Origin of the sequence: Caballeronia sp. SEWSISQ10-4 2, assembly GCF_030464885.1 — a bacterium.
Taxonomy (GTDB): Bacteria; Pseudomonadota; Gammaproteobacteria; order Burkholderiales; family Burkholderiaceae; genus Caballeronia.
On the sequence record NZ_JALPRJ010000006.1, the window covers coordinates 53,351 to 77,426 of the forward strand.

General features: G+C 60.7%; 23 protein-coding genes and 1 riboswitch. Of the genes, 4 read left to right on the forward strand and 19 right to left on the reverse strand.

The genetic code is table 11. From position 1 onward, the window contains the following. Positions 1-16: 16 nt before the first annotated feature. The gene (locus tag M0D69_RS05595; protein WP_301781080.1) at positions 17-940 is read right to left on the reverse strand and encodes a hydroxymethylglutaryl-CoA lyase; all 924 of its coding nucleotides are present in this window, start codon (positions 938-940) and stop codon (positions 17-19) included. Positions 941-978: 38 nt separating this feature from the next. Beyond that, positions 979-1,920 (reverse strand): glyoxylate/hydroxypyruvate reductase A, encoded by a 942-nt coding sequence (locus M0D69_RS05600; RefSeq protein ID WP_301781081.1) that lies wholly within the window; start codon positions 1,918-1,920, stop codon positions 979-981. 256 nt (positions 1,921-2,176) lie between these two features. On the opposite strand from M0D69_RS05600, the gene M0D69_RS05605 reads away from it, so the two are divergent. Both M0D69_RS05605 and M0D69_RS05610 read left to right on the forward strand, forming a co-directional pair. After that, on the forward strand, positions 2,177-2,797 hold the full coding sequence (locus M0D69_RS05605; protein ID WP_301781082.1) for an alpha/beta hydrolase: 621 nt from the start codon (positions 2,177-2,179) through the stop codon (positions 2,795-2,797). Between the two features lie 84 nt (positions 2,798-2,881). Then, positions 2,882-3,880, forward strand: a complete 999-nt coding sequence (locus M0D69_RS05610) for a sulfate ABC transporter substrate-binding protein (protein ID WP_301781083.1) — start codon at positions 2,882-2,884, stop codon at positions 3,878-3,880. A gap of 28 nt (positions 3,881-3,908) precedes the next feature. Here M0D69_RS05610 and M0D69_RS05615 read toward each other — a convergent pair whose 3' ends face one another. The 15 genes from M0D69_RS05615 to M0D69_RS05685 all read right to left on the reverse strand — a co-directional run bounded on the left by M0D69_RS05615 (position 3,909) and on the right by M0D69_RS05685 (position 19,120). After that, positions 3,909-5,231: a type II toxin-antitoxin system HipA family toxin gene (locus tag M0D69_RS05615; protein WP_301781084.1), complete on the reverse strand. Its 1,323-nt coding sequence runs from the start codon at positions 5,229-5,231 to the stop codon at positions 3,909-3,911. Positions 5,232-5,259: 28 nt separating this feature from the next. After that, positions 5,260-5,595 (reverse strand): helix-turn-helix domain-containing protein, encoded by a 336-nt coding sequence (locus tag M0D69_RS05620; RefSeq protein WP_301781085.1) that lies wholly within the window; start codon positions 5,593-5,595, stop codon positions 5,260-5,262. A gap of 290 nt (positions 5,596-5,885) precedes the next feature. After that, entirely contained in the window at positions 5,886-6,935 is a 1,050-nt protein-coding gene (gene bioB / locus M0D69_RS05625; RefSeq protein ID WP_301781086.1) for a biotin synthase BioB, read from the reverse strand. Positions 6,936-6,970: 35 nt separating this feature from the next. Beyond that, a complete protein-coding gene (bioD, locus tag M0D69_RS05630; protein WP_301781087.1) occupies positions 6,971-7,696 on the reverse strand; it encodes a dethiobiotin synthase in 726 nt (241 codons plus the stop codon). After that, a complete protein-coding gene (bioF, locus tag M0D69_RS05635) occupies positions 7,693-8,913 on the reverse strand; it encodes an 8-amino-7-oxononanoate synthase (RefSeq protein ID WP_301781088.1) in 1,221 nt (406 codons plus the stop codon). Before bioF ends, bioD begins: the two co-directional genes overlap by 4 nt. Then, positions 8,910-10,271 (reverse strand): adenosylmethionine--8-amino-7-oxononanoate transaminase, encoded by a 1,362-nt coding sequence (gene bioA / locus M0D69_RS05640; protein WP_301781089.1) that lies wholly within the window; start codon positions 10,269-10,271, stop codon positions 8,910-8,912. The genes bioF and bioA overlap by 4 nt, the downstream gene beginning before the upstream one ends. Before the next feature lie 54 nt (positions 10,272-10,325). Beyond that, a complete protein-coding gene (locus M0D69_RS05645) occupies positions 10,326-11,123 on the reverse strand; it encodes an enoyl-CoA hydratase/isomerase family protein (RefSeq protein ID WP_301781090.1) in 798 nt (265 codons plus the stop codon). Between the two features lie 248 nt (positions 11,124-11,371). Then, on the reverse strand, positions 11,372-12,613 hold the full coding sequence (locus M0D69_RS05650) for a dienelactone hydrolase family protein (RefSeq protein ID WP_301781091.1): 1,242 nt from the start codon (positions 12,611-12,613) through the stop codon (positions 11,372-11,374). A gap of 362 nt (positions 12,614-12,975) precedes the next feature. Then, positions 12,976-13,404: a YchJ family metal-binding protein gene (locus tag M0D69_RS05655; protein ID WP_301781092.1), complete on the reverse strand. Its 429-nt coding sequence runs from the start codon at positions 13,402-13,404 to the stop codon at positions 12,976-12,978. Further along, a complete protein-coding gene (locus tag M0D69_RS05660) occupies positions 13,401-14,009 on the reverse strand; it encodes a glutathione S-transferase family protein (protein WP_301781093.1) in 609 nt (202 codons plus the stop codon). Before M0D69_RS05660 ends, M0D69_RS05655 begins: the two co-directional genes overlap by 4 nt. Before the next feature lie 51 nt (positions 14,010-14,060). Then, positions 14,061-14,738 (reverse strand): SDR family oxidoreductase, encoded by a 678-nt coding sequence (locus M0D69_RS05665; RefSeq protein WP_301781094.1) that lies wholly within the window; start codon positions 14,736-14,738, stop codon positions 14,061-14,063. Between the two features lie 22 nt (positions 14,739-14,760). Continuing rightward, positions 14,761-15,954: an acetyl-CoA C-acetyltransferase gene (locus M0D69_RS05670; protein ID WP_301781095.1), complete on the reverse strand. Its 1,194-nt coding sequence runs from the start codon at positions 15,952-15,954 to the stop codon at positions 14,761-14,763. Continuing rightward, entirely contained in the window at positions 15,947-16,732 is a 786-nt protein-coding gene (can, locus tag M0D69_RS05675; RefSeq protein WP_301781096.1) for a carbonate dehydratase, read from the reverse strand. The genes M0D69_RS05670 and can overlap by 8 nt, the downstream gene beginning before the upstream one ends. 21 nt (positions 16,733-16,753) lie before the next feature. Next, positions 16,754-18,553, reverse strand: coding sequence for a bifunctional isocitrate dehydrogenase kinase/phosphatase (gene aceK, locus M0D69_RS05680; protein ID WP_301781097.1), 1,800 nt, complete (start codon positions 18,551-18,553; stop codon positions 16,754-16,756). 123 nt (positions 18,554-18,676) lie between these two features. Then, positions 18,677-19,120 carry a MerR family DNA-binding transcriptional regulator gene (locus M0D69_RS05685; RefSeq protein WP_301781098.1) on the reverse strand — a complete coding sequence of 148 codons (444 nt, stop codon included), beginning with the start codon at positions 19,118-19,120 and terminating at the stop codon, positions 18,677-18,679. 111 nt (positions 19,121-19,231) lie between these two features. On the opposite strand from M0D69_RS05685, the gene M0D69_RS05690 reads away from it, so the two are divergent. Next, positions 19,232-20,311, forward strand: coding sequence for an MBL fold metallo-hydrolase (locus tag M0D69_RS05690; protein WP_301781099.1), 1,080 nt, complete (start codon positions 19,232-19,234; stop codon positions 20,309-20,311). A 50-nt stretch (positions 20,312-20,361) separates the two neighbouring features. On the opposite strand, the gene M0D69_RS05695 is transcribed toward M0D69_RS05690, so the two are convergent. Next, entirely contained in the window at positions 20,362-21,948 is a 1,587-nt protein-coding gene (locus M0D69_RS05695) for an ABC transporter substrate-binding protein (protein ID WP_301781100.1), read from the reverse strand. 326 nt (positions 21,949-22,274) lie between these two features. Beyond that, positions 22,275-22,451: riboswitch (yybP-ykoY riboswitch) on the forward strand. A 139-nt stretch (positions 22,452-22,590) separates the two neighbouring features. Between M0D69_RS05695 and M0D69_RS05700 the strand changes: the two genes are divergently transcribed. Further along, a complete protein-coding gene (locus M0D69_RS05700; RefSeq protein WP_301781101.1) occupies positions 22,591-23,601 on the forward strand; it encodes a sodium:calcium antiporter in 1,011 nt (336 codons plus the stop codon). Positions 23,602-23,757: 156 nt separating this feature from the next. Here the strand turns inward: M0D69_RS05700 and fliT are convergent, their stop codons facing one another. Further along, positions 23,758-24,057: a flagellar protein FliT gene (gene fliT, locus M0D69_RS05705; RefSeq protein ID WP_301781102.1), complete on the reverse strand. Its 300-nt coding sequence runs from the start codon at positions 24,055-24,057 to the stop codon at positions 23,758-23,760. Between the last annotated feature and the right edge of the window lie 19 nt (positions 24,058-24,076).

The following is a 24,076-nucleotide window of genomic DNA, read 5'->3' on the forward strand; positions in this document are numbered from 1 at the left end:
AGTAGTGAGCTGACCATCAAACGCATGACGCCGCGGCGTCGCGTTTCTTCGCGAGCAACGCACGTCCCACACGCGACGCGCTGGGCTTGCCGATCGTCCGCGAAATGAAGTCGCCGATCTCCACGAGCTGATCGAGATCGACGCCGGTTTTAATACCGAGGCCGTTCAGCAGGAAGATGACGTCCTCGGTCGCCACGTTGCCGGTCGCGCCTTTCGCGTACGGACAGCCGCCGAGTCCCGCGACGGAAGCATGGAAAATCTCGATGCCTTCCTGCAGCGACGCATAGATATTTGCGACCGCTTGACCATAGGTATCGTGGAAATGACCGGAGAGCCGTTCGCGCGGAAACACCTTCGATACCGCCGCCATCACGTCGCGCGTACGGCCAGCAGTGCCGACGCCGATGGTGTCGGCGATATCGATTTCATCGCAGCCGAGCGCCTTCATGCGCTGCACGACGTCGACCACGGCTTCGATCGGCACGTCGCCTTGGTACGGACAACCGAGCGCGCACGAAATGCTGCCGCGCAGGCGCAGCCCGGCCTCTTTCGCGGCCTTCGCAACCGGTTCGAAGCGCGCAATGCTCTCCGCGATGCTGCAATTGATATTCTTCTGCGAGAACGCTTCGCTGGCTGCACCGAAGATGACGATTTCATCGACTTTCGCGTCCAGCGCCGCTTCGAAGCCGCGCAGATTCGGCGTGAGCGCCGAGTAGATCGTGCCCGGACGCCGCTCGATGCCGACCATCACGGCCGCGCCGTCGGCCATTTGCGGCACCCATTTCGGCGATACGAACGAAGCCGATTCCACGTTCTGCAAACCCGCGTTCGCCAGCCGGTTCACCAGTTCGATCTTGACCTCGGTCGCGACGAATTCCTTCTCGTTCTGCAAGCCGTCGCGCGGGCCTACTTCGACGATTTTTACTTTGGCGGGAAGCATGCCTGTCTCCTTTGAGTACGTGTCTGTCTCGGTCAGCGTTAATAACCGCGTTTTACGTCGACTATGCCGGATATCGGCTCGCCGTGCGTGAGCGCCATGATCTTGTGCGCGATCTGCTCGATGCTTTCTTCGCGCAGCGTTTCGGCGGAAATATGCGGCGTGATCGTGATGCGCGGCGTGTGCCAGAACGGATGATTGTCCGGCAGCGGCTCGGTGTGGAAAACATCGAGTGTTGCGGCGGCGATCTGGCCGGTCTGCATGGCGTGGAGCAGATCGTCGTCCACAAGATGCCCGCCGCGCGCGAGATTGACGAGATACGCGCCCGGTGCGAGCCGTTCGAACGTGCGCCGGTTCAGGATGCCTTCGGTGTCCGGCGTATGCGGCAGAAGGTTGATGAGCACCCTCGTGCCGTCGAGGAAGGTCTCGAACTGCCCGGCGCCAGCGAAAGTCTGCACGCCGTCAATATCCCGTTTCGTACGGCTGAAACCGCGGACCGGCATGCCGAACCCCGCCAGCGTCTGCGCGACCCGCGCACCGAGAACGCCCATGCCCATCACGCCCACCGTGAAGTCCTTGAGCGCGTAAGGCGGGAGTTTTTGCCAGCGATGCTCGCGCTGAAGCGCGTCGTATTCATCCAGGCGGCGCAGGTAGCGCAGCACCGTGTGGGTCGCGTATTCGACCATCTGGTGCGCCATGCCGCTGTCTTCCAGGCGTACGAGCAGCGCATTCGGCGGCAGTGTGCCGGGTTGCTTGCGTTCGACGTCGAGGATCGCATCGACGCCCGCGCCGAGATTGAACACCGCTTTCAGATCCGGCCGGTTCGCGAATAACTCGGCCGGTGCGCGCCAGACGACCGCGTAGTCGGCGGGTGCGGTGTCTCCTGGTTGCCATTGGCGCACATCGGCTTCGGGAAGCGCGTGGGCCAGATCGTTGAGCCAGAGCAGGGTCTCGGCGTGGTGCTCGTAGAAAATGATCTTCATCGAAAGTTCGTGTTCACGGCGGATAAGCGCGCGGATGGGTCGGGAGTCAAGTTACGTTTGCGTACCAATCGCGTACCAATTGCGCGCGATGTCGGGGACATTTTACGGTTTCGCCGATGAACGCGCGTCCCGGTCAAAACTTGGGCGCCCCGCCACCGGCCGATAACCAAATGACGAAAACTTGGTTCGCGCGGACGCGCTGACGCAGCAGAATTGTTCCTCACCATGCTGGCTATGAGCCGGCAGCGAGGTTCACATGAGTTCATGCAGCACATCCGCCTGGCCGCCGCGGCTTGTTACCGTGCCGGGTTTGCACGGCAGCGAGGGCGCGCACTGGCAAACGTGGCTGGAGCGGCAATTGCCGAAATCACGACGTGTCGAGCAAGACGACTGGGACGCGCCGCAACTGGATACGTGGGCGCAAGCCGTCGCCGATACGGTGGCTCGCGTGCGCGGTCCCGTCATTCTCGCTGCGCATAGTTTCGGTTGCCTCGCGGCTGCGCACGCGATCGCGCAAGGGTTGACCGGCGACGCCGTTGCCGGCGTGCTGTTCGTCGCGCCGGCCAGTCCGGAGAAGTTCCGTTTCGCTGGCGCGTTCGAGCCGCGCCGGCTCGGTGTGCCGTCGGTGCTGATCGCGAGCACGACCGATCCGTGGATGCCCTTCGACCAGTCGCTGCGTCTTGCCAGCCAGCTTGGCAGCGCGCTAGTGAATCTCGGCGATGCCGGCCACATCAATACGGCGGCGGGTTTCGGCCCGTGGCCGCGCGCGAAATATTTCGTCGATACCCTGATTCATTGCGCGGCACCGTCGCACTTTGCGGAGCAACACGACGGGTTCGAGCGCTTCGAGGACTTCCAGCAACCGGCATATGGATGAGTTGTCCGAGGCATTGCAGCCCCGGCTTTTCGATAGAATCGCCGCTTCGCAGCGGTTTTCACTATTCGAAGAATCGGGGGATGCATGGCGGGTTTGAAGCATTGGGCAGCAATCGCGGCGCTGGGCCTGACTACGTTCGCTCACGCGGAGACGGCGTTGCTCAACGTCTCGTACGACGTCACGCGTGAGTTGTACAAGGACATCGATACCGCTTTTATCGCCGACTATAGGCAGAAGACCGGCCAGACGCTTTCGGTGCGGCAGTCGCATGGGGCGTCGAGTGCTCAGGCTTTGTCGGTGATGCAGGGCCTGCAGGCCGACGTGGTGACGATGAACCAGCCGAACGACATCGACTTGCTGGTCGAGCGCGGCGGCCTCGTGCCGGCCAACTGGCGCACGCTTTTGCCGAATAACGCGGTGCCGTACACGACCACCATGGTGTTTCTCGTGCGCCATGGCAACCCGAAGAACATCAAGGACTGGAGCGATCTCGCGCGTCCGGGCGTGCAGGTCGTGATCGCGAATCCGAAGACCTCGGGCAACGGGCGTTATGCCTATCTGGCGGCGTGGGGCTACAAGAAGCAGCAAGGCGCGACCGATGAACAGGCTCAAGCCTTCGAGAAAGCTATCTTCAAGAACGTGCCGGTGCTCGACACGGGCGGCCGGGGTGCTACGACGACGTTCACGCAACGGGGTATTGGCGATGTGCTGGTGACGTTTGAAAACGAAGTCGCGTTGATGGATACGGGCGCGGGCGGCAAGGATTTCGACGCGGTGTATCCGTCCGTGAGTTTGCTCGCGGAGCCGCCGGTCGCGGTGGTCGACAAGGTTGTCGATAAGCGCGGCACACGCAAGGAAGCGCAGGCGTATCTCGAGTATTTGTGGACGCCTGCGGCGCAGGAAATTATCGCGCAACATCATCTGCGGCCGCGTAATGCCGAGGTGCTGGCGAAACACGCGAGCGAATTCAAGCCGATCAAAACGTTCACCGTGGAGCAGATGTTGGGTAACTGGCAGAAAGCCCAGCAAACCCATTTCTCCGATGGCGGCACGTTCGATCAGGTGATTGTGGATAAGAATTGAGGGGTAAAGCGAAGGCTTCGCGACGCCGTCACAGCAACAAGTGTTGGCGCCCGATGTCCTTCACTTGTTTTCCGTCTACACCGGCTTGCTTGGCGAAAGTCGGCCACGCAGCAATCGCGTTGCGTACTTCCTTGATGACGGCTCGCGCAGTGCCCACCCCGAATCGTTCAGCCTCGGCAAGCAGGTCATCTTCAGTAAAGCCCTTGAATTTGCCGTTCACCGACATGAGGTGCTGATTCGTCCATTCGCCGTTCGGGTTATGCGCGAAGGTCACGTCATAGGCAGGAGTGAGTTCCCACGGTGCGTCTTGACGCAGTCGGAACGAGAAGTTTTTCGTATGGTCGTCGCAGTTGCGGCTCATCACGTTGAACACCATGCGGCGGAATGCTTCCTCCATCTCGGCATAGGGCAAATTCAATTGACGCATGGTGATGAAGAGCTGCGAGTACGCGTTGGTGCCCTTCTTCTTATAGTCGACGTGATCGAGCGCGCACAAGGTCTGCATGTGGTGCCGGACGTTGGTTCCTTCCCGGTCAAAGCGTCGTGTCATGAAGTGCGCCCGGCCGCTTTCTTCAAGTAGCCGGCACTCGGACATGGTCATGTTCGCGGCCCGCGCCATCAGGTGATAAGCGTACTCGATGCGTCCGTATCCCTGGGGTGTACCCAGTTCACTGTCCTCGCCCATGCCGTCGAACTTGAGAAGCCAGTGCTGAAAACCTTCCGGTGCCTCTAGTTGCCCCGAGCGAATCTCGTTGGTGACCGGGTTCCAGGCAATCACGGCTTTTGCGCGCGCACCACCAGCAGAGGTGCCGACGTCGATGATGCTTCGAAGCGCGGCACTTGCATGGTCGTCGTCTTCGATTGTCCCGGTGACAGCTTTGCGGGCCTCGCTGACGAGGTGGCTGAGCTGGATCGCCGTGGGCTTGTGCCGGGCCGGGCCGCGTGCCGGTTTAAAGGTGAGCGCGCCCATTGCGCGGTTACTCATGTAGGCCAGGCGGTCGATCGACGTAACGCCTGAGGCAGGAATACCGTGATCGGCCATATAGCGGTTGATCAGCGCATTGCCGAAGTCGTCGGGTAACGCGTCACTCAGAAGCGAGGGAAGGCGCTTATACGTTGCTTCCGGAAGGTCCGCGAATAGGTACAGGTCGAGGCTCAACGGCATGTGCAGCGGCGAGGGCTCGACGCCCCGGGCCACGAACTCAGGCGCGTAGGCAAACACGTAGTAACCGTACGCGGGGTCGAGGGCGACGGCGCCCATCAACTGGTCCCATAAGTACACTTCGACGCGCTCAACGTGCTTGTACGGAGCAGCCTTCTTTTTCGCTGGTTGATTCTTTGCCGTACTCACGTCGTTGCTCCTACTGGTCGGATTCGAATTACTTCGGGGGTTTGGCAGCGCGCTTGCGCGCGCGTTGACGCGGCGCCGCGTTGCGCACCATGGTCATGGGATTGACTGTCGCAACCGGCGCGATGGTGGTAAGCCAATCGTCCCGATCCAGAGCCCTAAGCACAGACACCAGCGATTTGAGCGAGGAGCCGCTGCCGTTCTCGAGACTTCTGAGCGAACGTGCGCTGATGCCCGCTCGCTCGGCCAAAGTTTTTTGGTCGATATTTCGACTCAGCCTGAGTTTCTTCAGACTTTCGCCGACTTGTGCTTCGAGTTCCGGTGACGTATGGCTTGTCTTCACGACGATGTTTACATTTGTAGGCAAGATTACGCCTCTTAAGCTAGATTACGAGGTTAAGAGGCAATTTATTACTGATTATAGTAGATGGTCGGAGAAATGACGTTAACGCTAAAGGGTAGTTTATTGCCCGTTAACGCACTTTATCGACTTAAAAGGTAAATTTCTGCCTCTTATGGATAATGTAGCTCGTAGAGCCGAAGAAAAATCCCCCGAGATCTAACGATTGCGGGGGATTCTTGGAATCAACTGCGGCTGACCTCTACCTTCATGGTGTAGGTCAGTGAATCAAGCGGCGAGCTTGCCGCTGCTAGGTTTCACTGAACCTGCGCATGCCCGCACTTCACCTCACAAGCCTCCGGCGCCTGCATCTGCTGCGACGCTTCCGCGCGCATTCCCAACCGCTCCAGCAATTTCCTATCGGCTTCAGCCTGCGGATTGCTCGTGGTCAGCAACTGGTCGCCGTAGAAAATCGAATTCGCGCCGGCGAGGAAACACAGCGCCTGCAACGCTTCATCCATCTGCTCGCGCCCAGCCGATAACCGCACCATCGCCTTTGGCATCGTGATCCGCGCAACCGCGATCGTACGCACGAATTCGAACGGATCGAGCGGTGCGGTGCCCGTCAGAGGCGTGCCTTCCACCTGCACGAGATTGTTGATAGGCACCGATTCCGGATACGGCTCCATATTCGCCAATTGCGTCATCAGCCCAGCGCGTTCACGTCGCGATTCGCCCATGCCCACGATCCCGCCGCAACACACATTGATCCCGGCATCGCGGACATGTTCGAGTGTATCCAGCCGATCCTGATACGTCCGCGTCGAGATGATCTGCCCGTAGAACTCCGGCGATGTATCGAGGTTATGGTTGTAGTAATCCAGCCCGGCATCGCGCAGACGTTCGGCCTGATGCGCTTCCAGCATGCCGAGCGTCACGCAGGTTTCCAGACCCATCGCCTTCACGCCGCGAATCATGTCGGCGATTGGTTCCAGATGCTGGTCCTTCGGATTGCGCCACGCCGCGCCCATGCAAAAACGCGTCGCGCCGTTCGCCTTGGCGATTTCGGCGGCCTTCAGGACTTCATCGACAGCCATCAGTTTGTCGGCCTTCAACCCCGTGTCGTGATGCGACGACTGCGGGCAATACGCGCAATCTTCGGGACACCCGCCGGTCTTGATCGACAGCAGCGTGGAGAGCTGAACCGTGTTGGCATCGAAGTGTTCGCGATGCACAGCCTGCGCGCGAAACAGCAAGTCGTTGAAGGGCAGGTCGTAGAGCGCGACGATATCCGCCACGCGCCAGCGAGCCAGCGTTTGCGGTGCGGAAGCTTGAGCGGTCTTGTCGGAGGATTGCAGTTGCGTCATGTGAGGATCCTTTTCGTTTTGCAGATAACGATGAATTACTGGCCCGCGCCGGCTGAACGAAGCGTGTTCAGCAGCAGGGATGTATCGATATAAGTCGTCGCCGTAAGCGCATCCGGCGGTGAGAGGCGAGGAATCGTGCCAAGCAGTGGCGCGTTGTATTGACTGTCGAGCCGCAGCCGGATTGCTTCAATGTTCTCAGCGGGAAACAGCATGGCCGGATCGATTTGATTAGCCACCCAGCCCACCAGATGCAGCCCTCGCGTTGCTATGGCCTCGGCGCTCAACAACGCATGGCTGATGCAGCCGAGTCGCATGCCGACCACCAGCACGACCGGCAGATTCAAGGCGAACGCGAGGTCGGCAGTATCGTGGACGTCGGTGAGCGGCACGCGGAATCCCCCCACGCCTTCCACCACGACCACGTCCGCTTGTTGCACGGCGAATCGATGCGCTTCCACAATGCGCGCAATGTCCAGCGACACGTTTTCGCGCGCCGCCGCGATATGCGGCGCGGCGGCTTCTTTAAGCATGAACGGCGTGCGTATTGATGGCGGCAGCGCAACATTCGCGGCGGCATCGAGTTGATCGGCGTCTTCGTTATGCCACTCGCCGTTGCGCTCGAACGCCCCCGCTGCGATGGGTTTCATCGCGGCGGCGCGCAGGCCGAGCGCGGCAAACCCATGCAGCAACGCAGCCGATACGAGCGTCTTGCCGATCTCGGTATCGGTGCCGGTGACGAAGAGTGAAAGTGGCGCGGTCATGGGCGGTTGCTCAAGGTTTGCAAGGCATCGTCGAGCTTGGCGAGGTCATCGTGGCTATGCGCGGCGGACAGCGAAATGCGCAGGCGCGATGTGCCCACGGGCACCGTCGGCGGCCGGATCGCGGGCACCCACATGTGGTATTCATCGAGCGCTGCGGCGAGCGTCAGCGTCTCTTCATTGCCGCCGATAATCAACGGTTGAACCGCCGTATGCGAGTCGACGGGCAACCATCGTGTGCGCTGCAAAATGGCGCGCGTACTGTCGATGAGCGTAGCCAGGTGCGCGCGTCTCAAGTCGCCTTCTTGACCGCCAATGATCTTCAAACTAGCCGATACCGCGTGCGCCACCGCCGGCGGCGATGCCGTCGTAAAGATGTACGGCCGCGCGCGCTGCACGAACCATTCGATCACCGTCTCATGCGCGATCACGAACGCGCCGGACACGCCTGCGGCTTTCCCAAGCGTGCCGACATAAACCAGATGCGCCGAGCGCAACTCAGCTTCAGCCAACGCGCCGCGTCCTTGCGGACCAAGCACGCCGAACCCATGCGCATCGTCGACAACGAGCCATGCGCCGTATCGCTCCGCGACTTCAAGCAGCCGCGCAAGCGGGGCGATATCGCCGTCCATGCTAAAGACGGAATCGGTGACGATGATCTTCGTCCCACCCTCATTCACCGATGCATCGAGCATGGCGTCGAGCGCTTCGACATCGGCGTGGGGATAGATGCGAATTTCAGCGCGCGACAAGCGCGCGCCATCGATCAGCGACGCATGGTTCAACGCGTCGCAGAACATCAGCGTGTCGCGCCCGCCGGAGGGTCCCGCAGCGCCCAATGTGGTCAGCGTCGCGAGATTCGCCATGTAGCCGGTGCTGAAATACAGCGCTCGCGCCTGGTCGACGAAACCGCCGGAGAACGCCGCGAGGTCGTCTTCGAGCTTCGCATGGGCGCGCGAATGGCCACCGAGCAGATGCGATCCGCCGCTGCCCGCGCCGTATTTTTGTGCGCCTTCCGCGAGTGCTTCGCGCAGGGTTTCATGCGCAGCCAGCCCGAGATAATCGTTACTTGCAAAGCCGATAATCTCGCGTCCATCCACCGTCATGTGAGCGGCGCACGCGCTGTCGGCGATACGTCGGCGACGACGCAAACCGTTGCGATCGATATCGGCGAGACCTTGTTTCAATGTGTCGAAAAGAGCGGGCGATGTCTTGCTCATGCGGCCTCCGCCAGCGTTGCTTCGAAGACAGTGCGTGTGCGTTCGGCGAGCAAGGCGAGTTCGTCGTCGCTGAGAATGTACGGTGGCATCAGATAGACGGTCGTGCCTATCGGCCGCAACAATAGCTCATGTTTCAAGGCCTTTTCGAAGAAACGCCGTGAGAACGTGCGCGCTTGAGATGGGTTTTCAATCACTGCATCGAAGGCGAAAATCGTGCCGCGTTCGCGCAGGTTTTTCACTTGGCGATGATCTTGAAGCGGACTCAACGCAGCGCGCAACACGGACGATTTACGTCGATTTTCTTCAAGCACGTTTGCGCTATCGAAGAGTTCGAGCGTCGCCAAAGCCGCGCGGCACGCAAGCGGATTGCCCGTGTACGAATGCGAGTGCAGGAACCCTCGCGTCATGTCGTCATCGTAGAAAGCGGCGTAGATTTCATCGCGTGTCAGCACGATGGACAACGGCAAATACCCGCCGCTGATCCCCTTCGACAAACACAGGAAATCCGGCCAGATCGCAGCCTGTTCGCACGCGAAGAACGTGCCGCTGCGGCCACAGCCGACGGCAATTTCATCGGCAATCAAATGCACGCCGTAGTCGTCGCACAGCGCTCGCAGGCCCTTTAAATACGAGGGATCGTGCATGGCCATGCCGGCGGCGCACTGCACGAGCGGCTCCACGATAACGGCGGCAAGCTGCGACGCCTTGGCGTCGAAGAGAGTCTTCATATCGGCCAGCGCGCGCTGTGCGACATCGCGCGCCGTCTCGCCTTCGCGAGCGCTGCGAGCATCCGGCGATGTCACCACGTGCGCGTGTCGAATCAGCGGATCGTAGGCGTCCTTGAACAACGCGACATCGGTTACGCCGAGCGCGCCTATCGTCTCGCCGTGATAGCTGTTGGCAAGGCACACGAACTCGCGCTTCTCCGCGCGGCCGCTGTTGCGCCAGAAGTGGAAGCTCATCTTCAACGCAATTTCAACTGCCGATGCGCCATCGGAGGCGAAGAACGCGTGGCCCAGCGTGTGCTGCGTGAGCGCGCTCAAGCGTTCGGCGAGCAGGATCGCGGGCTCGTGCGTGCACCCGGCGAGCATCGCGTGTTCGAGCGTGTCGAGCTGGTCTTTCAGCGCGGCATTGATGTGAGGATTGGCGTGGCCGAAGAGGTTGACCCACCACGAGCTGATGGCATCGAGATAACGCGCTCCATCGTGGTCATAGAGCCACGCGCCCTTGCCGCGCGCGATGGGCACGAGCGGCGTGCGCTCGTGATGTTTCATTTGCGTACACGGGTGCCATACGGCGCGTAGCGAGCGTGCAACCCATTCGTCGGTAGCAGGCTTTGGCTGGTTGTTCAGGTTCAAAACGACTCCAGGGGAGCGGCCCGTGATGCACTCAGGCGACGCTCCCGATCACATTCAGGCAAGCCACGACGGCTTGCTCTTTTCCAGAAAACTGCGGACACCTTCGCGTCCTTCGTCCGAGGCACGAATCCGTGCGATACGGTCGGCGGTGTCCGAGATCAGCGTTTCATCGATCGGTTTCTCCGCCAGATCGACCACGAGTTGCTTGCACTCGCGCACGGCGTTCGGGCTATTCGCGACGATCGCGGCCGCGACAGCATCGACGGCTGCATCCAGCGCATCCGCTGCAACCACCTGATGCACGAGGCCGATACGCAGCGCTTCGGCGGCATCGAAACGTTCGGCGGTGACGAAGTATCGATGCGATGCGCGTGCGCCTATCGCACGAATCACATACGGCGCGATGGTCGCGGGCATCAACCCGAGCTTCGCCTCCGATAAACAAAAGTGCGCGGATTCCGTGCTGATGGCGATGTCAGCGACGGCGACAAGGCCCATGCCGCCCGCGTACGCGTCACCCTGCACCCGCGCGATCACCGGCTTTTTGCATGCGTAGATGGTGTTGAGCATGGTGGCGAGGCCGAGTGCATCGGCGCGATTTTCCGCGTCCGAATAGGCTGCCATGCGCTTCATCCAGTTGAGGTCGGCGCCGGCGCAGAACGCGGGGCCGTTCGCGGCAAGCACGATGACGCGGATGGAGGCATCGTCGGCGAGCGCGCGGAATGCCGCGGTCAATTCGACGATGGTGGCTTCATCGAAGGCGTTGCGTACGTCGGGGCGATCGAGCGTGACGCGCGCCACGTGGGCATCGACGGAGACTTTCAGGCGCTGCAGATTCATTGCATCGGTCATGGGGTTTCGCGATGTGCGCGACTCGGTGTTTCGCTGAGCACCAATTATCTCTAAATTCGCTGCGAGATTCGATTTTGAGCACCTGGATCGAGGCGCGAGGACCGGAATGCATAAAGCCGATCAACCGTTACCGTGGCTAACTTCGCGCATAACGCTTGCTAATTGCACGCTAACGGAGGCTTCTTGGCGGCGAAATGCAAAACGCCGGCATTGGCGGGCCGGCGTTTTTTATCGAAGACCAGCAGGATCTATCGCGATGCAGTCTGCGTCTGGCTAACGTTGCGATCATTCCAGACCACCGCGTTATTGACGGCATACAGCCTGCAAGGATCGCTGCTCTGCTTCTGACAGCCCGATAACGCCACCGAGATCGGGTCGTCGCCCCCTTCCGCCCACGACCACGCACCCGAATCCGACACCGCAAACGCACGGCTCGAATACTGGTGCAGGAAGTTTTGGTAACCCTCGCGGCCCCTTTCGTCGAGGAAAGGCACCGCAGTCACCGCATCCACGCTGGCATAACCCGTCGGCGTGGGCGCTACCGGCACTGAAACCTGATATTGCCGATCCGTCGGCATGCCGATATCGGCCAGGAACGTCTTCACACGCGGCCACCAGATCGCCACGCCATCGCGATCCCCAACCAGCCGATGCGCATCGTTCTTATACGCGCCGAAGTTGATCATGTCGGCCTTCGCGCCGTGCGCGCTGTACGACGTGAACATTTCGTCGGGAAGGTTGCCCTGCCAGACGGAGTCGTTGCTGCCGTACATCCACAGCGACGGCAATTTCACATGCTCGCCGTATTCGCCGAATGCGCTCGTCAGGTTTTTCTGCCAGCCGGGACATTCGTCCTGACGCAGGCCGCCGGAGAAATTGATCAGGCCACGTACGCCCTTGGCCTCCTGCACGTCGCGAGCGCCGTACGCCATCGTGACAAGGCCACCGTGCGAAGCGCCCGCCACGACCACATGCCCGGTGTCGACGAACGGTTGTTTCTCCATGTAAGCCACCGTGGCCGCCACGTCGTGCGCCTGCGCAAAACCGTTGGCTTCGACGTTGCAACCGTTACCGGCGTACTCGCCGCCCGATTCCGCAAAGCCGCGGCGATTCGGCACGACGACCACATAACCGTGACGCACGAACTCGCGGGCAAACGCGAGCGGACGCGCGCGCGGCTGGTCATGCGCGTTGCCGGGGAGCTTGCCGTGATTGAAGACGATCATCGGGAACGGACCCGCGCCGTCAGGTTTGAAGATCGTGGTTTCGAGCGAGACGTCGCCAGAGGGGATTTCGATGACGGACTCGTTGAGGCTCGCCTCGACGACGGGAAGCGAGGGATCGACCACCGGCTGCACCGTGCCGAAGGCAGGCGCATCGAGCTTCGCGTACTGTTGAGCACCCGGGAACGGCTCTGCAAGCGCCGAGGCGCACACCGCCGCGAGCGCACACACCATTACACAACCTGACAACACTTGCCGAAATCCCATCCCCGAAACTCCACCCGCTTCTCGACCCGGCTGATTTGAAAAAAGCGCGAGCCAGCTTATCGTCACGATCCATCGATCCGCGCGTTCGTACCTTTGGGTCAGTATCGCTTGGCGGATCGTGAAGTCATGCCCCGATTAGGCACGACAATGGGCTTCAATACGCAACACCGGCGCTGGCAGATATTTAGCTTATGAAACAAAGGCTTAATATCATTCGCCAGCGACTGGCGAAAAGCTAGAGTACCCGGACAAAAAGAACTGGCGCAATTAGAAAGTACCCGTGAGGCACACTAATTTCTGGCGAAAGGAGACGTTAAGGAAATTATTGCCGTCGATACAGCGAGATGCGTCGCTGCAACGTTTCAATCGCGAAGATCACCGTCGATATAACGCCATCGGCCGGCGGCATCGCGTTCGAACCGGCTTGTCTCATGCAGCCGGACCGCGCGGCCGCCGCGCTTGTATCGTGCGACGAATTCGACCTCGGCGTGATCGGCGTCTACTGGCGTGTGACGTTTTATCTGCAAGCCGAGCCAGCGGGTGGCGAGATCGGCGGAGTTTTCCAGATCGCGAGGGCAGGTGCGCTCGGCCCAGGTCGCGCGCAAGTACGCCGTGTTACCGAGCACGTAGGCGGTGTAGCGCGAGCGCATCAGTTCCATGGCGTTGCTTGCTGCCGCAGTTCCTTCTATGAAACGCCCGCAACAATCCGCGTAGTCAGGCAGGCGCTTAACGTGAGCGTCGCCCGATCCCGGCGACGCCCCGCCGCACGGGCATGGCGCGACTTGCTTCATGCGTCCACGCCCGGCATTTCGATGTGGCGCGGCTGCGCTTTCACGCGCGCAAGCCACGCGCGAATGGCGGGATATCGCCCGAGGTCGAGGTTGGCTTCATCGGCGACATGGGTGTACGCGTACAACGCAATGTCCGCGATGGTGTATTGCTCATCGACGAAATACGTGCGCGTCGCGAGATGCGTTTCCATCACGTCGAGCGCGCGATACGAACCGGCGGTTTTCTCGGGCAGCCGGGGATCGTCGGGATGTTTAACGAACTGAAGAATGAAGCGCGCAACCGCGATGTTGGGCTCGTGGCTGTATTGCTCGAAGAACATCCATTGCAGGACGCGCGCCCGGGAAAGACGGTCCGTGGGCAGCAATGGCGTGCCTTCGGCGAGGTAATACAAGATCGCATCCGATTCGAACAGGCACGTGTGCTCATCGATCTGCAGTACCGGCACCTTGCCGTTCGGATTCAACTGACGAAACGCATCGGTGCGCGTGGCGCCGTTCATCATGTCGACTTCATGCCAGACGTACGGCCGGCTCAGTTGTTCGAGTGCAAGCCGCACCTTGTAGCAATTCCCCGACGACGCCACGCCATGTACTTGATACGCCACTTCATGTCCTCGCTTGATTGTTGAAACGTCCACTTGGAAAAACGCATCCGCTCACCACGCGAGCGGCGTGCCGTCGTATTGCACGAACGAGCCGTTGAATTTCTTGGGGTTCGCTACCGCCGCAGCAATCACCGCGCGCATGCCGGTAATGCTGTGCGCCGGATCGATTGCCGCCGACGACCCGCCCATTCCGGTGCGCACCCATCCCGGATGCAACGCGATGCAAGTCGAGCCGCGCGCTTCGAGCGACGTCGCCTTCAACGCCGCATTTACCGCGGCCTTGCTCGCGCGATACAGCCAACCCGCAGTCCCGTTCATCTCCGCGATACCGCCCATCTTGCTCGATAGCACCGCGAGCACGCCATGGGCGGCGTCGGTGAGCGGCAAGAGGATTGGCATCAGTTGCATCGGGCCGCGGACGTTGGTGTGCATGACCTGATCGAAATCCTCCGGCAGGATTGTTTCCACATGTTCCGTCCGCGGACCATAAACGCCCGACACGATAATCGCGATATCCAGCTTCTCGCCGTCGAGTTGCCAGCCGAGCGCGGCGATCTGCTCGGGTTGTGTCGTGTCGAGCGAGAAGGTTTTTGCGCCCATGGCGCCAAGCGCTTCCAGCGACGCTGCGTCGCGCGCGGTGGCGAGCACGCGCCAGCCATCGCGACAATACCCTCGCGCGAATTCGTGGCCGAGTCCGCGCGAGGCGCCCACGATCAATACGGTTTTCATATCGTTCTCCCGACCTCGACGTCTAAATCAGTTCGATACCCATCGCCGTCGCTTCCCCGCCGCCGATGCACAAGCTCGCCACGCCGCGCTTCAAGCCACGCTGGCGAAGTGCGCCGATCAGCGTAACGAGAATCCGCGCGCCCGATGCGCCAATCGGGTGGCCGAGCGCGCAGGCGCCGCCGTTGACGTTGACCTTGTCGTGGGGCAAGTCGTGTTCCCGCATGGCGGCCATTGCAACGACAGCGAACGCTTCGTTGATCTCGAACAGATCGACTTCGCTCGCGCGCCAGCCGTTTTTCTCGAACAGCTTGCGGATCGCGCCGACGGGCGCTGTCGTGAACAACGCCGGTTCCTGCGCGAACGTGCTGTGTCCGACCACGCGCGCCAACGGTGTCACGCCGAGCCGCTTTGCAGTGGATGCCCGCATCATCACGAGTGCGGCAGCGCCATCGGATATGGAAGATGCGTTCGCCGCCGTTACCGTGCCGTCTTTCGCAAACGCGGGCTTGAGCGTCGAAATCTTGTCGATGTTCGCCTTGAACGGCTGCTCGTCGTGATCGATAACGGTATCGCCCTTGCGTCCCGCCACCGTCACCGGCGCGATTTCCCAGTCGAACGAGCCGTCTTCATTGGCCCGTTTCGCGCGCGTCAGCGACTCCACGGCAAACGCGTCCTGCGCTTCCCGCGAGAACTTGTACGACCCCGCGCATTGCTCCGCGAACGCGCCCATCAGGCGGCCTTTTTCATACGCGTCTTCGAGGCCATCGAGGAACATGTGATCGAGCACCTGGCCGTGGCCCATGCGCATGCCGCCACGCGCTTTCGGCAACAGATACGGCGCATTGGTCATGCTTTCCATTCCGCCCGCGACAATCACGTCAGCCGAACCGGCCAGCAGCATGTCGTGAGCGAACATCGCGGCGCGCATACCGGAGCCGCACATCTTGTTGACCGTGGTGCTGCCGGTGGACAACGGCAGGCCCGCGCCGAGCGCGGCTTGTCGTGCAGGCGCCTGACCAAGTCCGGCAGGCAGCACGCAACCCATCACCGCTTCTTCGATCTGCCCGGGTTTAAGCTCTGCACGTTCGACGGCGGCGCGGATCGCGACCGCGCCGAGTTGCGGCGCCGTCACGCTGGCGAAATCGCCTTGAAAAGCGGCCATCGGTGTACGCGCAGCCGATACGATCACCACGGGATCATCTGCAAAATCAGTCATGTTTCAACTCCTTGATCACACCTTCCACGATAGCGGGAACATCGCCCAGACGCGCTGCATCGCCGGCGAGCACGTCGTTCTCCGAGGAATGGGCACCACCGCGCGCCAGCGCCGCGATGCATCGTTGGTAAGCAGGTTCGACTTGGTCGGCATCGCTGATCATCATGCCCATGTTGCGTACCCGGCCGTCGTGCACGCCGTAGGTCCAGCCATGCACGGTGATCTCCTGGCCACGCGCCCAGGCATCTTTCAGGATGGTCGTATGGCACACGTTCACCGTCTGTTCGATGGTGTTCAGTTCCACCAGCCGACGATTGCGCGCCACGCCCATCGGCCATTCATCGAGTAGCGCGGAGTGCTTGTCGCGCACGTCTTCCACGTGACGCAGCCAGTTATCGGCGAGGCCTACGCGCCGGCCCACGAGCGCCGCGCCCACGCCGGAACAGCCGTAGTGCCCGACCACCATGATGTGCTTCACCTTCAGCAAGTCGACGGCGAACTGGATCACGGACAGGCAGTTGAGGTCCGAGTGAACGACCACGTTCGCAATGTTCCTGTGCACAAACACCTCGCCCGGCGGCAAACCGATGATCTGGTTCGCCGGCACGCGCGAGTCGGAGCAGCCGATCCACAGATACTCAGGCGCTTGCTGATGCGCGAGGCGGGAGAAATATTCGGCGTCCTCCGCGAGCTTGCGCTCGACCCACGCGAGGTTGTTGTCGAACAGGTGCGAGAGCGGATTGTTGTCGGGGCTTTCAGGGTTGTCGATGTTGGGCATGGCATTCAGTGCGGATAGGTTTTATGCGGCGCGCGCTGCGAGTGCGCCGTCCAGAAAACGCTCGGGATAACGAACGCAAAAACGGATGCTGCGTTCGTACGGGAAGAAGTCGGCGAGCTCGCCGTTGAGGATCTGTTCCTTGTACTTTTGCCAGAGAGCGGGATCGAAGAAATCGGCGTGATGTTTCATGAACACGTCGCGCACGCGCGGGTCGCCGAGCAGGAAGGTGTTGTAGGTTTCGGGGAAGATGTCGTGTGGGCCGATGGCGTACCATGGCTCGCCCGACATCTCCTCCTCCTCGGTGCGCGCTTGCGGCACTTTGCGCACGTTGCAATCGGTCAGGTATTCGATCTCGTCGTAGTCGTAGAACACCACGCGGCCGTGGCGCGTGACGCCGAAATTTTTGTACAGCATGTCGCCGGGAAAGATATTCGCCTGGATCAGTTCCTTGATCGCATCGCCATATTCCTTGATGCCGTGCTCGATCTCCGGCAGCGTGCCGTTCTGCAGATACAGGTTCAGCGGCGTCATGCGGCGCTCGATGTACAGATGCCTGATCACGAGGTTATCGCCTTCGTATTCGATCATCGAAGGGACCTCTTTTGTCAGCTCTTTTAGTAGCGCATCGTCGAGACGGGACAGCGGCAACGCGACGCTCGAATACTCGAGCGTGTCGGCCATGCGCCCAAGACGATCATGGCGTTTGACTAGCTGATACTTGTCCTGGATCTTCTTGCGCGTGGTTTCCTTCGGCGGCGGGAAGTTGTCCTTGATGAGCTTGAACACGTACGGAAACGACGGCAGCGTGAACACCAGCATTACCATTCCCTTGATGCCGGGCGCGATGGCGAACTTATCGCTGGAATGTGAGAGGTGATGCAGCAAGTCGCGATAAAACAGGTTCTTGCCCTGCTTCTGTAATCCCACCGATGTATAAATCTCCGCCTTCGGTTTGCCCGGCATGATGGTGCGCAGGAACTGTACATACGCCGACGGCACTTCCATATCCACGAGGAAGTATGAATGCGAGAAGCTGAAGATGATCAGCACTTGTTCGCGCTGCAGTAGGACCGTATCGAGTGCAAGCAGGCAGGGTGACGCATGACGCACGGGCACGACGAAAGGTATTACCAGATCGGCGTTGATAATCCGGCCCACTATATACGCCGCCTTGTTGCGAAAGAACAGCGACGACAGCACGTGAATCTGGAAATTCGGCGCGGCCTTGAACTCGCCGAAGGCTTCAGTGATGGCTCGCATTACGCATTGAACATCGCGTGGCAGATCTTCGAACGGAGGTTCGAGCTGGAAGTTCGTCACGATCCGTTCGAGCGTCGCGGCGAGGCCATCCTTACCCGGGTAATACGCGCGATACGTCGGCTTGGCCGCGGGTTCGTCGTTCTCGATGTACTCCGTCGAAATAGCCGGCCGCACGAAAATGAAGTCGTTGTTGAAGTACGAGCGATGCAGGATCTTGCAGCACACGGAGTTGAAAAACGTCTCCGCGCACTCGGGTTGCCGATGCGCCGTCAGCAAGCCGATGTAATGCAGCTTGATCTGCTGCCAGATTTCATCGTCTATGTTCTCGGCATCGTACTCGTCCTCCAGACGCGTCACGCACTCCTCCACGCGATCGTCGTACGACGTGATGCGTTCCCGCGCAAGCCGCTGCAACGCGTGCCAGTCGCCAGCTTCGAAAAGCCCCTTCGCCGCGATGGCTGCATCGCGAAACACGCGATAGTGACGGTCGAAGCCTTCGAGCAGCGTTTCCGCGACATCGAAGCCAATCTGCGACGACAGCAACTTGGGAAAGTGATTCATATCGACCCTGCACTTCGTGTGGTGTCGTGTGAGGTTAGGGCTTCAGACCCGGCCGATATTGTATCGCCGGACGTTTTCGGTTCGTGGGCAGCGCCCGTTCTGCACGCCGCGAGCTTTGCGAACTCAAGTCACCTTCGCGCTTTTCTCCGTAGCCGCGGTCGTCTTGCGCGCGCGCTTTTCAGTGTTCGCTGAAAGCAGCGCACGGCCTTGCGCTTCATAGGCTGCGAGCTCGGCAAGCGTCGCGTTCAGGTCCTCCAGTTGCCGCTCCAGCACCGCGCGATGCGCCGCGATGGTGTCCAGGAACGCATGCAACTGGGCGACCGTACCTGTGGGCGAGTCGTAGAGATCAAGCAGCCTGCTCACCTCCAGCAACGTGAATCCGAGCCGCTTGCCGCGCAGCGTCAGCTTAAGCCGTGTGCGGTCGCGCGCCGAATACACGCGACGCATGCCGTTCGTGCCTTCGCGCGCTGGTGCGAGCAGCCCCTGGTTCTCGTAGAAGCGGATCGCGCGCGGCGTGATCTCGAATTCGCGTGCCAGTTCGGTGATGGTGTAGCGCGTGTCTGTCATTGAAATTACGAGGTTCTCAGCGCTTTTTTAAAGCCGACGTTAAAATGCAGGTTAACGTTAGCGTCAACTTGGCGGCAATGCAACAACTGACAACCCGGAGACCGTACCCGCATGAACCCGCTCGAACAGCAACTGGATTACGTTTTCGCCGACCGTCTTCCCGAGACCGGCCACACGATGGAAGTCGCGCCCGGCGTGTTTTGGGTGCGCATGCCGCTGCCGTTCGCGCTCGATCACATCAACCTGTGGGTCATGCGTGACGAGATCGACGGCGTGGCGGGCTGGACGATCGTGGATTGCGGTATTTCAGACGAAACGATCCGCGCGAACTGGGAGCATACATTCGACACCTTGCTCGATGGCTTGCCGGTGCTGCGCGTGATCGTCACGCATTGCCATCCGGATCACCTCGGCCTTGCCGACTGGATCTGCAATGGCGGCGAGAAGAAGCGGTGGGACCCGGTCCGCCTCTGGATGTCGCTTGGCGAGTACACGATGGGCCGCGTGATGTCCGCCGGCGACGGCTCCGACGCGGGCGGCGAACGCGCGGCGCGGCACTTTGCGCGGCATGGCCTGACGGACCCGGCATCGCTTGAGGCGTTACGCAAACGCGATACGTATTACCCGAAGCTCGTGCCGTCCATCCCGCCGTTTTATCGGCGTATGCGCGATGGCGATACGGTGAAGATCGGTGGCCGTGAGTGGGAAGTAGTGACGGGGTTCGGCCATTCTCCCGAACATTGCGCTTTCTTCTGCGCAGAGACAAAGGTGCTGATTTCCGGCGATATGGTGCTGCCGCGTATATCGACCAATGTCTCGGTGTTTGCTGTCGAACCGGAGGGCAATCCGCTCGCGCTGTTCCTCGGTTCGCTGGGCCGCTATGAATCCCTTCCCGCCGATACGCTCGTGCTCCCTTCGCACGGCAAGCCGTTTCGCGGTATGCATACGCGCATCGGGCAGCTTCGGGATCATCACGCGGCGCGGCTGCAGGAAGTGCGTGAAGCATGCGCGGTCAAACCGCAAAGCGCCGCCGATATCGTCCCGCTCATGTTCAAGCGTCCGCTCGATGTGCATCAGATGACGTTCGCGCTCGGTGAAGCGCTGGCCCATTTGCACATGCTCTGGCTGCAGGGCGAACTCGTGCGTCATATCAACGATGAAGACGGCGTGATCCGCTTCGCTCCGAAGTAAAAAAGCCGGGCGTTTGCGCGCCCGGCTTCCTTGGTGAACCAAAACAACGACTACTGCACCGCGACGCCCGCGAAGTTTTGCCGTCCGAACGGACTCACGCGATATCCGCTGACGTTACTCCGCGTGAGCGCTGCGGCCGTCGGATAAGCAAGCGGGATCCACAGCGCCTGCTCGTGAATAATCTGCTGGGCCTCGGTATACGCCTTGGTCCGCTTGCTTAAATCCGCGGTTGCCTTGCCTTCATCGATCATCCGGTCCAGCGTCGGGTCGCAGAAGCGCGCGAAGTTGATGCCTGAACGTACCGCGGCGCAACTGAAGAGCGGAGACAGATAGTTATCCGGATCGCCGTTGTCGCCCGCCCAGCCCATGAACAACATGTCGTGCTGACCCTGCTTCGCTTCCTTGATCAGCTCTCCCCATTCAATCACCTTCACCTGCGCTTTCACGCCGATCTTCGCCAGATCCGCTTGCAGCAACTCGGCGCCTACCTTCGGATTCGGGTTCAGCACGCTGCCGTTCGGACGCACCCAGATGGTGGTGTCGAAGCCATTCGGGAAGCCTGCATCGGCGAGCAGTTTCTTCGCGCGATCGACAGAATACGGATACGCCGTGATCTGCTTGTCATAGCTCCACGTGTTCGGCGGAAAGGGATTCACAGCGGGCGTGGCGGTGTTTTCGAAGACGGTCTTCAGGTACGTCGTACGATCGAAGGCAACGTTCAACGCCTGGCGCACCTTGGGGTTATCGAGCGGCTTTTTCTGCGTATTCAACGCGACGAACGCCGTCATGAACGCCGGTGTTTCAACCACTTTCAGCGACCCGTCTTTCTTCGCGTCGAGCACGTCCTGTGGTTTCGGCGACAACGCGATCTGGCATTCACCCGCCTTGATTTTCTGCGCGCGCACTGAAGCGTCGGGCGTGATGGCGTAGATCAGCCGTTCCACTTTAGGTTTGGGTCCCCAGTACGTCGGGTTGACGTCGTAACGGATCACAGCGTCCTTCGTGTAGCTCTTCAACACGAACGGGCCGGTACCGACTGGCTTCGCGTTCAGGTCGGTTTCCTTGCCGGCTTTGAGCAACTGGTCGGCGTATTCGGCCGAATAAATCGATGCAAAACCCATCGTCAGGATGGGAACGAAAGTCGCGTTCGGCGTGTTGAGCTCGAACTTGACGGTGTTGTCGTCGACCTTCGATACGGACTTGATCAGCTTGATCAGGCCCATGGACTGCGCGTGCGGAAAGCCGCTTGCGCCCGCGATCTTGTGCCACGGGTTGCTGTCGGAGAGCATGCGGTCGAATGAAAACACCACGTCGTCGGCGCTCAGTTTTCTCGATGGCGTGAAGTAGTCGGTGGTCTGGAACGCCACGTTCGGCCGCAGATGAAACGTGTAGGTCAGGCCGTCGGGGCTGACGTCCCACTTCTCCGCCAGCGCGGGCGTGACTTTCTTCGCGACTTCATCGTAGGAGACCAGCGTGTTGAAGATCACATCCGCCGATGCGTTGGTCGTCACGAGCGAATTGAACTGCACGACGTCGAAGCCATCCGGACTCGATTCGGTACACACAGTGAGCGGTTTCGCCATCGCGAGCACCGGCGTGATGGCCAGTACGGCGGCTGCGAGCATTCTGAAGCGCATGGGATCTCCCGTTACGAACGTGGTCGTCAGTGTTAGTCAGTCAGACGTTTCTTGTTGCGGCGAGTGGTGCAGCTTGTTGCAGCGGTCGCGGCTTATTGTACGGTGCACTTCGTCGGATGCGTCAGCGCAACGAAAGGACGTGTGTGGCCGTAGCTCATGGCCGTACTCATGGCCGTACTCATGGCCGTACTCATGGCCGTACTCATGGCCGTAGCTTACTGAACCGTTATTTCCGCTACAACGACCGATTCGGGATATCCATATGGCCCGCGGCGGGTTTTTTTGCGCGCGCCGGCGGGTGGTTGCCTAATCGGCGGACGCACGCTAAACTCGGGGCCGTCTTTGGGGAGTAGCCTTCCTTCCGCAATGGGAGGAGGACGCGTCAACATACTCGGCTTGTCAGCCGTGGCGCGTTCGACCGGTCGGGTTTGGCGAGACCATGGGTGCATCTTGTCGTTCACGGTCGGACGGCGCGGGATTGCATCCTGGTTCGCTGACGTCCGACCGTGAAATCATCGTGTCTCCAAAACAAAAACACCCCAGGCTTGCCCCAAGCCCCACTCTGCGTTCGTCGGTTTCGCTGCCGCTGTCCTGCTATTTTCATGACGTCACCTTCGTGCCGGCTTTATTGCGGGGTGCCGCATGACGATGCTCTTCCTGCAACTCGCGCTGATGCTCGTGGTGATCCTGGCGGCATCGGAGCTGTTCACCAACGCGCTCGAACATCTTGGCGAAAAGCTAGGTATCTCCGAAGGAGTCACGGGTTCGCTGTTCGCCGCTATCGGCACGGCGCTGCCGGAAACCACCGTGCCGATCATTGCACTGATGGGCGGCACGGCTAGCCGCGCGGTGAACGAGGAAATCGGCGTGGGCGCGATTCTCGGCGCACCGCTGATGCTCGCAACATTGTCTACGTGCCTGATGGCCGTCGCCGTGCTCAAGACGCGCGGCTTCAAAGGTATTGTCGCGCCGGAACACAGCGGCTTTACGCGCGATCTCAACTACTTCCTCTGTGCTTTCCTGATCGCGGCGGGCGCCATGTTCGTGCCACATCACGCATGGCAAGTGCGCGCGCTGTTCGCCGTGGGGCTGGTCGGCGTGTATGTCACGTATGTGGTGTCGACGTTCCGTGCGTCCGCCGGTCTTGTCGAAAAGGGCCATGGCACTGAAGCGCCTGAGAGGCTGCTGATCTCGCGCTTGGGATTGCCTACCTCGCTCGCGACGATCGTGTTGCAGATGCTTTTCGGCGTGGCACTGCTGGTTGGCGGTGCGAAGGGATTTATCGCCGGTGTGGAAGGGGTCTCGCAGGTGCTGGGGATATCGGCGCTGCTGCTCTCGCTGATCATTATTCCGATTGCGACCGAACTGCCCGAGAAGGTCAACAGCATCATCTGGGCGCGGCGCGGCAAGGATACGCTGGCATTCGGCAACATCACTGGCGCGATGGTTTTCCAAGGCACGCTGCTGCCCGGTATCGGCATCATGCTGACACCGTGGGAGCCGCGCGTGGAGGTGATGACAGGCGTTTTCATCACGCTCGCGGCGGCCGCGTGGCTGCGCTTCAATGCGAAAAAGAGCGGGATCGTGCTGTGGGCGTTGCTGGTGAACGGCGGGCTTTACGCGCTGTATCTGGTGCTGACGCTAGGACGTTAGGGCGGCCGAAAGCCTATAAGAAAACACTCCGGATTTGAACCGGCCCCGCACTGGTTCCCGGGGTGCTGCCGCGGCCATTGCGCGGATGGACCACGCGCTCACGCATTGTTGTTGCCGACTCTTCAGGGTCAGGCGGCGCACCGCCTCCTGCGTCAGTCAGAACTTGGCGGCCTGATGATACTTGTTGGCCGCCTGGATCTTGTTCATCGCCGAACTGTATTCGCTCTGCAATTCCGTCTGCGTGGTCTTTGCGTCGGCGGCAATGCCGGCATCGATTGCCTGGATCCTGTTGATCACTTCCATTGCAGTGTCGTCCTGTTCCGGCGTCAGCTGCATGAAAAGCGGCGTGCGCTCTTCAGTCAGGCGAGCGGCTTCCTGCCAGTCAGCCAAGGCCGCCGCGTGCTGGATCGCGAGCGTCAACTCGAGCAGGCGGTCGATCAGGCTGTTCTGTTCCATGTCGATTTATCCTCGCCCC

Excerpts from the sequence above, each read along its gene's own strand:
- M0D69_RS05690 (WP_301781099.1), top strand. The coding sequence starts at position 19,232 with ATGAACCCGCTCGAACAGCAACTGGATTACGTTTTCGCCGACCGTCTT.
- can (WP_301781096.1), bottom strand. The coding sequence starts at position 16,732 with ATGCCCAACATCGACAACCCTGAAAGCCCCGACAACAATCCGCTCTCG.
- aceK (WP_301781097.1), bottom strand. The coding sequence starts at position 18,553 with ATGAATCACTTTCCCAAGTTGCTGTCGTCGCAGATTGGCTTCGATGTC.
- M0D69_RS05645 (WP_301781090.1), bottom strand. The coding sequence starts at position 11,123 with ATGACCGATGCAATGAATCTGCAGCGCCTGAAAGTCTCCGTCGATGCC.
- M0D69_RS05665 (WP_301781094.1), bottom strand. The coding sequence starts at position 14,738 with ATGAAAACCGTATTGATCGTGGGCGCCTCGCGCGGACTCGGCCACGAA.
- M0D69_RS05655 (WP_301781092.1), bottom strand. The coding sequence starts at position 13,404 with ATGAAGCAAGTCGCGCCATGCCCGTGCGGCGGGGCGTCGCCGGGATCG.
- M0D69_RS05695 (WP_301781100.1), bottom strand. The coding sequence starts at position 21,948 with ATGCGCTTCAGAATGCTCGCAGCCGCCGTACTGGCCATCACGCCGGTG.
- bioF (WP_301781088.1), bottom strand. The coding sequence starts at position 8,913 with ATGAGCAAGACATCGCCCGCTCTTTTCGACACATTGAAACAAGGTCTC.
- M0D69_RS05650 (WP_301781091.1), bottom strand. The coding sequence starts at position 12,613 with ATGGGATTTCGGCAAGTGTTGTCAGGTTGTGTAATGGTGTGTGCGCTC.
- M0D69_RS05685 (WP_301781098.1), bottom strand. The coding sequence starts at position 19,120 with ATGACAGACACGCGCTACACCATCACCGAACTGGCACGCGAATTCGAG.
- M0D69_RS05670 (WP_301781095.1), bottom strand. The coding sequence starts at position 15,954 with ATGACTGATTTTGCAGATGATCCCGTGGTGATCGTATCGGCTGCGCGT.
- bioD (WP_301781087.1), bottom strand. The coding sequence starts at position 7,696 with ATGACCGCGCCACTTTCACTCTTCGTCACCGGCACCGATACCGAGATC.
- M0D69_RS05700 (WP_301781101.1), top strand. The coding sequence starts at position 22,591 with ATGACGATGCTCTTCCTGCAACTCGCGCTGATGCTCGTGGTGATCCTG.
- M0D69_RS05610 (WP_301781083.1), top strand. The coding sequence starts at position 2,882 with ATGGCGGGTTTGAAGCATTGGGCAGCAATCGCGGCGCTGGGCCTGACT.
- bioB (WP_301781086.1), bottom strand. The coding sequence starts at position 6,935 with ATGACGCAACTGCAATCCTCCGACAAGACCGCTCAAGCTTCCGCACCG.
- fliT (WP_301781102.1), bottom strand. The coding sequence starts at position 24,057 with ATGGAACAGAACAGCCTGATCGACCGCCTGCTCGAGTTGACGCTCGCG.
- M0D69_RS05595 (WP_301781080.1), bottom strand. The coding sequence starts at position 940 with ATGCTTCCCGCCAAAGTAAAAATCGTCGAAGTAGGCCCGCGCGACGGC.
- M0D69_RS05600 (WP_301781081.1), bottom strand. The coding sequence starts at position 1,920 with ATGAAGATCATTTTCTACGAGCACCACGCCGAGACCCTGCTCTGGCTC.
- M0D69_RS05605 (WP_301781082.1), top strand. The coding sequence starts at position 2,177 with ATGAGTTCATGCAGCACATCCGCCTGGCCGCCGCGGCTTGTTACCGTG.